The organism is Pedobacter heparinus DSM 2366, assembly GCF_000023825.1.
GTDB lineage: Bacteria > Bacteroidota > Bacteroidia > Sphingobacteriales > Sphingobacteriaceae > Pedobacter > Pedobacter heparinus.
In genome coordinates this window covers 992870-1006117 of the sequence record NC_013061.1, presented here as the reverse complement: position 1 = coordinate 1006117, position 13248 = coordinate 992870, and the positions used below count along the sequence as shown (strand labels likewise).

9 protein-coding genes and 5 tRNA genes are annotated in these 13248 nt (G+C 40.1%); all 14 read right to left on the bottom strand.

Annotation, left to right across the window (positions count from 1 at the left end; genetic code table 11):
* Window positions 1-14: 14 nt before the first annotated feature.
* Window positions 15-4301 carry a DNA-directed RNA polymerase subunit beta' gene (gene rpoC, locus PHEP_RS04280; RefSeq protein WP_012781016.1) on the bottom strand — a complete coding sequence of 1429 codons (4287 nt, stop codon included), beginning with the start codon at window positions 4299-4301 and terminating at the stop codon, window positions 15-17.
* 92 nt (window positions 4302-4393) lie between these two features.
* Window positions 4394-8197, bottom strand: a complete 3804-nt coding sequence (gene rpoB, locus PHEP_RS04275; RefSeq protein WP_012781015.1) for a DNA-directed RNA polymerase subunit beta — start codon at window positions 8195-8197, stop codon at window positions 4394-4396.
* Between the two features lie 154 nt (window positions 8198-8351).
* Window positions 8352-8726 (bottom strand): 50S ribosomal protein L7/L12, encoded by a 375-nt coding sequence (rplL, locus tag PHEP_RS04270; RefSeq protein WP_008243131.1) that lies wholly within the window; start codon window positions 8724-8726, stop codon window positions 8352-8354.
* Window positions 8727-8788: 62 nt separating this feature from the next.
* Complete coding sequence (rplJ, locus tag PHEP_RS04265; RefSeq protein ID WP_012781014.1) at window positions 8789-9310, bottom strand: 50S ribosomal protein L10; 522 nt, start codon at window positions 9308-9310, stop codon at window positions 8789-8791.
* A gap of 2 nt (window positions 9311-9312) precedes the next feature.
* Window positions 9313-10011, bottom strand: coding sequence for a 50S ribosomal protein L1 (gene rplA, locus PHEP_RS04260; protein WP_012781013.1), 699 nt, complete (start codon window positions 10009-10011; stop codon window positions 9313-9315).
* Window positions 10012-10034: 23 nt separating this feature from the next.
* Window positions 10035-10478 carry a 50S ribosomal protein L11 gene (rplK, locus tag PHEP_RS04255; RefSeq protein WP_008243137.1) on the bottom strand — a complete coding sequence of 148 codons (444 nt, stop codon included), beginning with the start codon at window positions 10476-10478 and terminating at the stop codon, window positions 10035-10037.
* A gap of 64 nt (window positions 10479-10542) precedes the next feature.
* Window positions 10543-11085 (bottom strand): transcription termination/antitermination protein NusG, encoded by a 543-nt coding sequence (gene nusG / locus PHEP_RS04250; RefSeq protein ID WP_012781012.1) that lies wholly within the window; start codon window positions 11083-11085, stop codon window positions 10543-10545.
* Between the two features lie 9 nt (window positions 11086-11094).
* On the bottom strand, window positions 11095-11292 hold the full coding sequence (gene secE, locus PHEP_RS04245; RefSeq protein ID WP_012781011.1) for a preprotein translocase subunit SecE: 198 nt from the start codon (window positions 11290-11292) through the stop codon (window positions 11095-11097).
* A 13-nt stretch (window positions 11293-11305) separates the two neighbouring features.
* Window positions 11306-11376: transfer RNA gene (locus PHEP_RS04240), tRNA-Trp, on the bottom strand.
* A gap of 112 nt (window positions 11377-11488) precedes the next feature.
* Window positions 11489-12676 carry an elongation factor Tu gene (gene tuf, locus PHEP_RS04235; protein WP_012781010.1) on the bottom strand — a complete coding sequence of 396 codons (1188 nt, stop codon included), beginning with the start codon at window positions 12674-12676 and terminating at the stop codon, window positions 11489-11491.
* A 121-nt stretch (window positions 12677-12797) separates the two neighbouring features.
* A tRNA-Thr gene (locus tag PHEP_RS04230) sits at window positions 12798-12869 on the bottom strand.
* 42 nt (window positions 12870-12911) lie between these two features.
* A tRNA-Gly gene (locus tag PHEP_RS04225) sits at window positions 12912-12984 on the bottom strand.
* Window positions 12985-12994: 10 nt separating this feature from the next.
* Window positions 12995-13077: transfer RNA gene (locus PHEP_RS04220), tRNA-Tyr, on the bottom strand.
* Window positions 13078-13114: 37 nt separating this feature from the next.
* Window positions 13115-13187: transfer RNA gene (locus PHEP_RS04215), tRNA-Thr, on the bottom strand.
* Window positions 13188-13248 lie beyond the last annotated feature (61 nt).

The following is a 13248-nucleotide window of genomic DNA, read 5'->3' as shown; positions in this document are numbered from 1 at the left end:
AATGTATTTGATAATTAAGCTTCTATTTCTTCTTGTTTTGAAGCTAATAATTTATCGTATTCTTCCTGAGAACCTACAATAATACGCTCATATCCACGTACACCAGTACCTGAAGGAATCAAGTGTCCAACAATTACGTTTTCTTTCAATCCAAGCATGTTATCACGTTTACCGGCAATTGCAGCTTCGTTTAGCACTTTTGTAGTTTCCTGGAACGATGCAGCAGAGATAAATGATTTAGTACCTAATGAAGCACGTGTAATACCTTGCAGCATAGAACTCGCAGTTGCAGGTCTTGCATCACGAACCTCTATTTGTTTCAGATCTTTACGTTTCAATTGAGAATTTTCATCTCTTAATTTACGTAATGAAATGATCTGACCAGGTTTTACAGTATTGGAATCACCAGCCTCAACCACAACTTTTTTGTCGTAGATCTCATCATTCTCAACCATAAAGTCCCAACGGTCAACAGAGTTATTCTCTAAGAAACTGGTATCTCCCGGATCTTCGATATGAACTTTCTGCATCATCTGGTGTACAATTACCTCAAAGTGTTTATCGTTAATCTTCACACCCTGTAAACGGTAAACTTCCTGAATACCATTTACTAAGTATTCCTGTACAGCTGCCGGACCTTTAATGGCCAGGATATCAGCAGGAGAAATTGAACCATCTGATAAAGGCATGCCTGCTTTAACAAAGTCATTATCCTGTACCAGGATATGTTTAGACAATGGAACCAGGTATTTTTTAACCTCTCCATCTTTAGATTCAATAGTCATCTCACGATTACCACGCTTCACACCGCCCAAAGTTACCACACCATCAATCTCTGTTACTACAGCTGGATTAGATGGGTTACGTGCTTCGAACAATTCTGTTACACGCGGTAAACCACCTGTAATATCCCTTGTTTTTCCGGTTGCACGAGGTATCTTAACTAAAATCTGACCGGTTTGAACCATCTCACCTTCATCAATCGCAATGTGTGCACCAACAGGAATGTTATATCCTCTGATCAGTTCACCTTTTTTATCTACAACTCTTACAGAAGGGTTCTTCGTTTTATCACGGGTATCGATAATTACTTTTTCACGGTGACCAGTTTGCTCATCTGATTCCTCACGGAAGGTTACCCCTTCAACAATGGCATCAAATTCAATCTTACCAGCAAATTCCGAGATAATAACCGCATTGTATGGATCCCATGAACAAATCCTGTCACCTTTGGCGATTTTTGCTCCATCCTCAACGTACAAGAACGAACCATAAGGAATATTATTGGTCATAATCACTTTACCTGTTCCCGGCTCAACAATTTTAAACTCACCTGAACGGCCAAGTACAATTTGTGTATCGCCTTCTTCAGTTTTAGTAGCTACCGTACGAACGTTCTCAAATTCGATGATACCATCAAACTTGGCAATAATCTGAGATTCCGCAGCAATGTTAGATGCAGTACCCCCAACGTGGAAAGTACGTAAGGTTAACTGCGTACCTGGCTCACCGATCGACTGTGCAGCAATTACACCTACAGCTTCACCTTTCTGAACACGTTTACCAGTTGCAAGGTTACGCCCGTAGCACAGTGCACAAACTCCCCTTTGGTTTTCGCAGGTCAGTACCGAACGAATCTCAATACCTTCCAACGGCGATTCTTCAATTTCTTTCGCAATTTCCTCAGTTACATCCTGTCCTGCACCAACTAATAATTTTCCATCTAAAGGATTGAATACATCATGTAGAGAAATACGACCTAAAATTCTGTCATATAATGGTTCTACAATGTCTTCATTATCTTTCAATGCAGTAGTATACATACCCCTCAATGTACCGCAATCCTCAGAATTAACGATCATATCCTGGGCTACATCATGTAAACGACGTGTTAAGTAACCAGCATCGGCAGTTTTTAAAGCGGTATCAGCTAAACCTTTACGCGCACCGTGGGTAGAAATAAAGTATTCCAATACTGACAATCCTTCTTTAAAGTTAGATAAGATTGGGTTTTCGATAATTTCACCACCTGAACCTGATTTTTGGGGCTTAGCCATCAAACCACGCATACCGCATAGCTGACGAATCTGTTCTTTCGAACCACGAGCCCCTGAATCCAACATCATATATACCGAGTTGAAACCTTGATTGTCGCTCGATAACTGGTTCATCACGAATGAGGTTAAACGATTGTTGATACGTGTCCAGATGTCAATAATCTGATTGTAACGTTCGTTATTGGTAATGAATCCCATGTTATAGTTATTCCTTACCTCATCAACTTCTGCAGAAGCTTGCTCCAATAAAGCCTGTTTCTCTACAGGGATATTTACGTCCTGTAAGTTAAATGATAAACCACCTCTGAATGCCATTTGGAAACCTAGTTCCTTAATATCATCAAGGAATCTTGATGCACGTGCCATACCGGTAATCTTAACTACCTCACCGATAATATCCCTTAAAGATTTTTTCGTTAGCAATTCATTGATATAGCCTACTTCTTCCGGTACCATCTGGTTAAACAATACACGTCCTACAGTAGTTTCAATCAGTTTATTTGCAATCGTGCCATCTTCCAGTTTCACATTTACCTTAACTTTGATAAATGCATGAAGATCAACACGCTTTTCATTATAAGCAATGATTACCTCTTCCGGAGAATAGAAAGAGAAATCCTGTCCTTTAACAATACGGGATGCATCAGTTCTGCGGCCCTTGGTAATGTAATAAAGCCCCAAAACCATATCCTGGGAAGGTACAGTAATCGGTGTACCGTTTGCAGGGTTCAGGATATTGTGTGCAGCAAGCATCAATACCTGTGCTTCTAAAATTGCGGCATGTCCCAATGGTAAGTGTACCGCCATCTGGTCACCGTCAAAATCCGCATTAAAAGCTGTACACACTAATGGGTGTAACTGGATCGCCTTACCTTCAACCAGTTTAGGCTGGAAAGACTGGATACCTAGCCTGTGCAAAGTAGGAGCACGGTTAAGCAATACAGGGTGTCCTTTTAAAACGTTTTCCAGAATATCCCAAACTAAAGGATCTTTTCTGTCTACTATTTTCTTTGCAGATTTCACTGTTTTAACAATACCCCTTTCTATCATCTTACGGATGATAAATGGTTTGAACAGCTCAGCTGCCATATCTTTAGGCAAACCACATTCGTGTAATTTAAGGTTAGGACCTACAACAATTACCGAACGGGCCGAATAATCCACACGTTTACCCAATAAGTTCTGACGGAAACGACCTTGTTTACCTTTCAAAATATCTGACAGGGACTTCAAAGCACGGTTACCTTCAGTTTTTACCGCATTAACCTTACGTGAATTATCGAATAACGAATCTACAGCTTCCTGTAACATACGTTTCTCGTTACGTAAAATAACTTCCGGAGCCTTGATCTCGATCAAACGCTTCAAACGATTGTTCCGGATGATCACACGACGGTATAGATCATTCAAATCCGACGTCGCGAAACGACCACCTTCCAATGGTACCAATGGACGCAATTCCGGTGGAATAACCGGAACGATCTTGATGATCATCCACTCAGGGTTATTCTCGATCCGCGTTTTTGAACCACGGAAAGCCTCAACAACCTGTAAGCGTTTTAAAGCTTCATTTTTACGTTGCTGAGAAGTTTCGTTTGCAGCCTGGTGACGAAGATTGTACGATAAACTATCTAAATCAATGCGTTTTAATAAATCCTCTAATGCTTCAGCGCCCATTTTAGCGATGAACTTATTGGGATCCTTATCATCCAGATATTGGTTTTCTTTAGGTAACTTATCCAGAATATCCAGGTACTCCTCTTCAGTTAAGAAATCCATATACTGAATACCTTCCTCTGCCATGAAACCAGGCTGGATTACCACGTAACGCTCGTAGTAAATGATCAGATCCAGTCTTTTTGTTGGCAAGCCTAATAAGTATCCGATTTTATTTGGTAATGAACGGAAGTACCAGATATGCGCAACAGGAACCACCAGATTGATGTGTCCCATACGTTCTCTACGTACTTTCTTTTCCGTTACCTCAACACCACAACGGTCACAAACAATACCCTTATAACGAATACGTTTATATTTACCGCAATGACATTCGTAATCTTTTACCGGACCAAAAATACGCTCACAAAACAAACCATCACGTTCAGGTTTGTAAGTACGGTAATTAATAGTCTCAGGTTTCAACACCTCACCACTTGAACGCTCTAAGATAGCTTCCGGTGATGCCAAACTAATGGTAATCGAGGTGAAATTGCTTTTTAATTTATTATCCTTTTTGTAAGACATAGCTCTTTTGTTTTAGCAGCCAGTAGTTAGTAGTTAGTAGTTAGATCAGCTAAATGCCTATTTCTAAATACCAACTACTTCATACTAAATACTTAGTCTAACGTAATATCTAAACCTAATCCACGTAACTCATGTACCAATACATTAAATGATTCCGGTACACCTGGAGTAGGAAGGTTCTCGCCTTTTACAATCGCTTCATAGGTTTTGGCCCTTCCGATCACATCATCCGACTTAACGGTTAAGATCTCTTGCAGGATATTGGCCGCACCAAATGCTTCCAATGCCCAAACCTCCATCTCACCAAAACGCTGACCACCAAACTGGGCTTTACCACCCAATGGCTGCTGTGTAATCAATGAGTATGGTCCGATTGAACGGGCGTGCATCTTATCATCAACCATGTGCCCCAATTTCAACATGTAGATGATACCTACAGTTGTTGGCTGGTCAAATTTCTCACCCGTTAAACCATTATGTAAATAAGTTCTGCCCGAAGCAGGTACTCCTGCCTTAGCGATCCAATCCTCTACTTCGTCATGTTTGGCACCATCAAAAATCGGAGTAGCAAATTTTACACCCAATTCTTTACCTGCCCATGCCAGTACAGTTTCATAGATCTGACCTAAGTTCATACGTGAAGGTACACCCAGTGGGTTCAACACAATATCAACAGGTGTTCCGTCTTCAAGGAATGGCATATCTTCATCACGAACAATACGGGCTACAATACCCTTGTTACCGTGACGTCCGGCCATCTTATCCCCTACTTTTAACTTACGTTTCTTGGCAACATAAACCTTGGCCATCTGTACAATACCAGATGGAAGTTCATCACCAACACTAATGGCAAATTTATCACGTTTGTAAGCACCCAGCTCCTCGTTTACACGAATACCGTAGTTGTGCAACAACATTTTGATCTGCTCATTCTTGTCGTCATCAGTAGTCCATTTGTATGGATTGATGTGTGCGTATTCAAGGTCTGATAAGCTTTTCTGCGTAAATTTCGCACCTTTAGGGAACAATAGCTCTTTATAAACATTGTATACCCCCTGCGACGTTTTACCGTTCACAATCTGGAACAATTTATCTACAAGCTCATTCTTAAGGTTTAAAACAGCCAGATCATATTTCTTATCTAGTTTTTCTATTGCAGATTTTTCTTCTGCTTTAGTAGTTTTCTTAGCTCTTGAGAACAATTTGGTATCAATTACCACACCCCTGATAGATGGAGGGGTTTTCAAAGATGCATCTTTAACATCTCCTGCCTTATCTCCAAATATAGCACGCAACAACTTCTCTTCCGGTGAAGGATCAGATTCTCCCTTAGGGGTAATCTTGCCAATAAGGATATCACCTTCTTTCACTTCAGCACCGATACGGATGATACCGTTCTCGTCAAGATCCTTAGTTGCTTCCTCAGAAACGTTAGGAATATCTGGAGTCAATTCCTCTTCCCCACGTTTGGTATCGCGTACTTCCAGCTCAAACTCTTCGATGTGTAAAGAAGTAAAGATATCTTCACGGACAATACGCTCACTGATTACAATCGCATCCTCAAAGTTATATCCCTGCCAAGGCATGAAAGCAACTTTTAAGTTTCTTCCCAATGCCAACTCACCATTTTCAGTAGCATAACCTTCACACAACACCTGTCCTTTTACAACCTTCTGGCCTTTTTTAACAATTGGCTTTAAATTGATACAGGTATTCTGATTGGTTTTTTTGAATTTGATTAACTTATAGGTTTTACTGTCACCTTCAAAAGAAACTAAACGATCACTGTCATTACGCACATATTTAATGGTGATCTCATTTGCATCAACGTATTCCACCACACCGTCACCCTCAGCGTTAATCAGCGTTCTTGAATCGCGGGCTACCCGACCTTCCAAACCTGTACCAACGATAGGAGCCTCAGGACGTAACAATGGTACGGCCTGACGTTGCATGTTCGATCCCATCAAGGCCCTGTTCGCATCATCATGCTCAAGGAAAGGAATCAAGGAAGCTGCAATTGAAGTAATCTGATTCGGCGCCACGTCCATTAAGTCCAGTTTCTCTGGTTCAATAACCGGGAAGTCACCTTCATAACGTGCTTTTACACGTGAAGTGGTGAAATTACCTTTATCATCATAAGCTGCATTTGCCTGCGCAATGGTTTTACCATCTTCATCCTCAGCAGATAAGTAAATCACCGGTTCATCAACCGAAACAATACCGTTCTCTACTTTCTTATAAGGAGTTTCAATGAAACCTAAATTATTGATCTTCGCATGAACACACAAAGAAGAAATCAAACCAATGTTTGGTCCCTCTGGCGTTTCAATTGTACACAAACGGCCATAGTGCGTATAGTGAACGTCACGTACCTCGAAACCTGCACGCTCACGCGACAGACCACCTGGGCCTAAGGCCGACAAACGACGTTTGTGCGTAATCTCTGCCAAAGGATTCGTCTGGTCCATGAACTGTGACAACTGGTTTGTACCAAAAAATGAATTGATCACCGATGATAAAGTACGGGCATTGATCAGATCAGTTGGTGTAAATACCTCGTTATCTCGGATGTTCATACGCTCACGGATGGTTCTTGCCATACGTGCCAGACCAACACCAAACTGAGCGTACAATTGCTCACCTACTGTACGAACACGACGGTTCGACAAGTGATCAATATCATCCACCTCTTCTTTAGAGTTGATCAGTTTGATCAGGTACTTAACAATGGCAATGATATCAGCCTTCGTTAAAACTTTTACATGATCGGGAGTATCCATTTTCAACTTACGGTTAATGCGGTACCTGCCCACATCACCCAAGTCATAACGTTTATCCGAAAAGAACAAACGCTCAATGATACCTCTTGCAGTTTCCTCATCAGGTGGTTCTGCATTACGCAAAGCACGATAGATGTTTTCAACAGCCTCTTTTTCAGAGTTAGATGTATCCTTTTGTAAAGTATTATATATAATGGTATAATCAGCCTGGCTAGCACCATCATCCTTAGATAAGATGATCGTCTTCACACCAGCATCAATGATCATATCAATGTGGTCGTCTTCCAATACAGTATCCCTGTCTAAGATCACTTCATTACGATCTATTGAAACTACCTCACCAGTATCTTCATCTACAAAATCCTCTACCCACTTCCTCAATACTCTTGCTGCAAGCTTACGCCCGATATATTTTTTCAAGCCGGATTTGCTGACCTTTACCTCATCGGCAAGATCGAACAGCTCCAAAATGTCCTTATCAGAATCGTAACCAATAGCACGCAATAAGGTGGTAACCGGGAACTTTTTCTTACGATCAATGTAAGCATACATCACGTTGTTTACGTCTGTAGCAAACTCGATCCATGAACCCTTAAAAGGAATTACACGGGCTGAGTACAATTTAGTTCCATTTGTGTGGCGGCTTTGGCCGAAGAACACACCTGGCGACCTGTGCAATTGTGAAACAATTACACGCTCTGCTCCGTTAATCACAAATGTACCTTTTGGGGTCATATAAGGTATGGTCCCTAAATACACATCCTGAATAATGGTTTCAAAATCTTCGTGCTCAGCATCATTACACGAAAGCTTTAATTTAGCTTTCAACGGAACACTATAAGTTAACCCACGGTCAATACACTCAGGTATATCATAACGCGGCGGGTCAATAAAATAATCAAGGAATTCCAAAACAAAGATGTTTCTGGAATCTGTGATTGGAAAATTTTCAGCAAATACCTTAAATAAACCCTCTGTATGACGGTTATCCGAAGTGGTTTCTATCTGAAAAAATTCTCTGAATGATTGCAACTGCACATCTAGAAAATCCGGGTAATCTATAATATGCTTACTACGTGCAAAATTTACTCTTTGGTCGACTTTATTTGCCAATGGACTAAAGTTAATTTACTTTAAGAATAAACTATTTGTTTGATTTGCCGTTAAATGCATCTCATCAATCAAACTAAATGAAATGTTTATAAACAGGTATAGACTCCGACTATATAGTCGGAGTCTATGTTTAAGTTATATTAAAATTAAGCTATTACTTAATTTCAACTACTGCTCCAGCTTCTTCTAATTGTTTTTTCAAAGCTTCAGCTTCGTCTTTAGCAACACCAGCTTTTAATTCTTTTGGTGCACCATCAACTAAATCTTTAGCTTCTTTTAAACCTAAACCAGTTAGGTCTTTTACCAATTTAACAACTGCTAACTTCTGACCACCAGCTTCTTTCAAAATTACATCGAAAGTAGATTTTTCTTCAGCTGCAGGAGCAGCATCACCAGCAGGACCTGCAACAGCAACTGCAGCAGCAGCTGGTTCAATACCATACTCGTCTTTTAAGATTTGAGCTAATTCGTTAACTTCTTTAACTGTTAAGTTTACCAATTGCTCAGCAAACGCTTTTAAATCTGCCATTTTTATAGATTTTTAAAAATTTACGTAAAAATAATTATTTAATATGAACTTTTAAGGTGTCCTTAACCTTCTCTCTCTTGAAGAGTTTTAACAATTCCTGCAATTTTGCTACCACCAGACTGTAATGCCGATATAACGTTTTTAGCTGGCGACTGTAGTAATCCAATGATATCTCCAATAAGCTCTTCTCTTGATTTCAGGCTTACTAAAGTATCTAACTGGTTGTCACCGATAAATACTGTCGAATCGATATAAGCTGCTTTAAGCACAGGTTTATCAGAACCTTTCCTCAACGCTTTGATCAGCTTAGCCGGACCATTGCCTACTGTTGAGAATAATAAGGCTGACTGACCTTTAAGTGCCACGAAAATCTCTGATGCATCGCCTTCCAATCCTTCAATCGCTTTTCTGATCAAAGTATTTTTTGCAACCTGCATTTCAATCCCGCTTTCAAAACATTTACGACGGATACTGTTTACTTTCTCAACAGATAAGCTCGATGTATCAGCAATATAAAAATTGCCAAACTCCTGCATCTTCACTTGAAGCGCAGAAACTAATTCGTGTTTTTCTTCTCTGTTCATAATTAGATCCCCGCTACTGATTTAGTTTCGATTGCAATCCCAGGACTCATAGTTGAAGAAACATGAATGCTCTTAAAATAAGTTCCTTTTGCAGCAGATGGTTTTAGCTTAGAAATTACCTGAAGTACTTCTAATGCATTTTCATATATTTTTTCTGCCGGGAATGATACTTTTCCTACTGAAGCGTGTATAATACCACTTTTGTCAACTTTAAAATCAATCTTACCGCCTTTTACATCAGTAACTGCTTTACCAACTTCATTGGTTACAGTACCTGATTTTGGGTTTGGCATAAGGTTACGTGGACCCAAAACTCGGCCCAGTTTCCCTACTTTTGCCATACAAGCAGGAGTAGTGATAATAATGTCAACATCAGTCCATCCACCTTCAATCTTAGCTACATATTCGTCTAAACCTACAAAATCTGCACCTGCTGCTTTAGCCTCTTCTTCCTTATCAGGAGTACAAAGAACTAATACACGTACAGTTTTACCTGTACCGTGCGGTAAAGTAGCGATACCACGAACCATTTGATTCGCTTTACGCGGATCTACACCTAAAGCTACATCGATATCAACCGATGCATCAAATTTAGTTGTAGTAATCTCTTTTACCAAAGCAGCCGCATCCTTTAAAGAATACGTTTTACCAGATTCTAGTTTAGCATGTGCCTTTTTTTGATTTTTTGTTAATTTAGCCACTGTTGTAAACTGTTTTTTGTTAATTAATTTGTCCAAGGTGCATCACCGCTAACGGTGATTCCCATACTGCGTGCTGTACCGGCAACCATACTCATTGCCGATTCGATAGTAAATGCATTTAAATCAGTCATTTTATCTTCAGCAATTGACTTAACCTGATCCCAAGTCACCGAACCAACTTTCTTACGGTTGGGCTCAGCAGAACCACTCTGTAATTTAGTAGCATCCTTTAACTGGATAGCAACCGGAGGGGTTTTGATGATAAATTCGAAAGACTTGTCAGCATAAACAGTAATTACAACTGGTAATACTTTACCGGGCTTATCTTGGGTACGAGCATTGAACTGTTTGCAAAACTCCATGATATTCACCCCTTTAGCACCCAATGCAGGTCCTACCGGCGGCGATGGATTTGCAGCTCCACCCTTGATCTGTAATTTAACAAGCGCACTGACTTCTTTTGCCATTTTCTGTTTTGTTAATAGTAATACTCAATGTTATAATGTTGGAAGCATGTAACATTTAAGGTCTTTATTCTTTTTCTACCTGCATATAGTTAAGTTCCAGCGGAGTTTTCCTTCCAAAAATCTTAACCATAACTTTTAATTTTTTCTTCTCTTCATTAACCTCTTCAATAACGCCGGTAAAACCATTAAATGGTCCATCCATAACCTTAACGTTCTCTCCAACATAATAAGCAACATTCATGGTTTCACCTTGCTGGCTCATCTCATCAACTTTACCTAAAATACGGTTAACTTCCGCCTGGCGCATAGGAACCGGATTTCCGCCCTTATCCCCTAAAAAGCCAATCACACTATTAATATTCTTAATAATGTGTTCCAATTCTCCATCTAAAATAGCTTCTATCAAAACATAACCCGGATAAAAGTTGCGCTCTTTGGCAATCTTTTTCCCGTCCTTCATCTGATAGTATTTTTCCATCGGTATCAGTACCTGAGGTACCAGATGAGAAAAACCTAAACGACTGATTTCAGAATCTATATACTGTTTTACTTTCTTCTCTTTACCGCTAACAGCTCTAACTACATACCATTTCAACTGACCGTCCATCTAGCTATATTAATTAGAAAGTGATTTATAAAAAGTATCCAACACAAAAGTAGACCCTTTATCCATTGCAAATACAACACATGCAATGATTAACGAAGCTACCAAAACCAGCACTGCAGAATTTTGCAATTCTCCCCATGTAGGCCAGGTAACCTTCTGGGTCATTTCCTCGTATGATTCTTTAATAAATTGAACTACTTTAGCCATAATTATTTTTTTGCACGGGAACAAGGATTCGAACCCTGATCAAAGGTTTTGGAGACCTCTATTCTACCATTGAACTATTCCCGTGTGTATTAAATTCTTATTTTAAGAATCAGAACTTTTTTTAGAACAAAGTACTCAGGCAATCAAAGCCCAAGTACTTTGCTTTATCATCTCTATTTCCCTAAGGAGATATTGACTATTTCAAAATTTCAGTTACCTGACCGGCACCTACTGTTCTACCACCCTCACGGATAGCGAAACGCAGACCTTTTTCCATTGCAATAGCGTTGATCAATTTAACAGTGATCGTAACGTTATCACCTGGCATAACCATTTCAGTTCCTTCAGCAAGTGAAATCTCACCAGTTACGTCTGTAGTACGGAAATAGAATTGCGGACGGTATTTATTAAAGAATGGAGTGTGACGTCCACCTTCTGCTTTCGACAATACATAGATCTCAGCTTTGAAATCAGTGTGCGGATTTACCGAACCTGGTTTACAGATAACCATACCACGACGGATATCAGTTTTCTCAATACCACGTAATAATAAACCTACGTTATCACCAGCCTCACCATAATCAAGGATCTTACGGAACATCTCAACACCTGTTACAGTTGATTTAAGATTTTCAGCACCCATACCCAGGATCTCAACAGGATCTCCAGAGTTGATTACACCGCGCTCAATACGACCAGTTGCAACAGTACCACGACCAGTGATCGAGAATACGTCCTCAACAGGCATTAAGAATGGAAGGTCTGTCAAACGCGGAGGAATTGGAATATAGCTATCTACAGCGTCCATTAATTCCATGATTTTAGCAACCCATTTTGGATCTCCGTTCAAGCCACCTAGAGCCGAACCTTGAATAACAGGAATATCATCACCAGGGAATTCATAGAAAGATAACAATTCACGAATTTCCATCTCTACTAATTCTAGTAACTCAGGATCATCAACCATATCCACTTTGTTCATGAATACAACCAATGAAGGTACACCTACCTGACGAGCCAAAAGGATGTGCTCGCGAGTTTGTGGCATCGGACCATCTGTAGCCGCTACAACGATGATAGCTCCATCCATTTGCGCAGCACCAGTAACCATGTTTTTCACATAATCCGCGTGACCTGGACAGTCAACGTGTGCATAGTGACGGTTAGCCGTTGAATATTCAACGTGTGCTGTATTAATGGTGATACCTCTTTCTTTTTCCTCTGGAGCAGAGTCAATAGAATCAAATGAACGCGCCTCAGATAAACCAGCATCAGATAACACTTTAGTGATAGCTGCTGTTAAGGTTGTTTTACCGTGGTCAACGTGACCGATTGTGCCGATGTTTAAGTGCGGCTTGCTGCGGTCAAACTTTTCTTTTGCCATGTTTTTATACTTATTAGTAGGTTAACTTTTTATTTATTATTTGTTTTGATACTATTTCAACACGAAAAACCTTGTTCAGCTGCTGTCTATAAACAGATTCACAAAGCATCTCTTTTTTTTGAGCCAAAGATGGGACTTGAACCCACGACCTCTTCCTTACCAAGGAAGTGCTCTACCGCTGAGCTACTTCGGCTTTTTATTCTTCGCTGCAATCTGCCCAGCTTTTTCCATTTTGAGCGGAAGACGAGGTTCGAACTCGCGACCTATAGCTTGGAAGGCTATCGCTCTACCAACTGAGCTACTTCCGCTTCTTTATTGTGGGGAGAGAAGGATTCGAACCTTCGAAGTCTTGCGACAACAGAGTTACAGTCTGTCCCATTTGGCCACTCTGGTATCTCCCCCTTTTAATTATCGCATATTCCTATACTATATTAAAAGAGCCTCCTATCGGGATCGAACCAATGACCTACTGATTACAAGTCAGTTGCTCTACCAGCTGAGCTAAGGAGGCTTATATTATCCACTGCGTCAATTTAAGCAATGTATTCTACAATATTAATCTTTCACAGAAC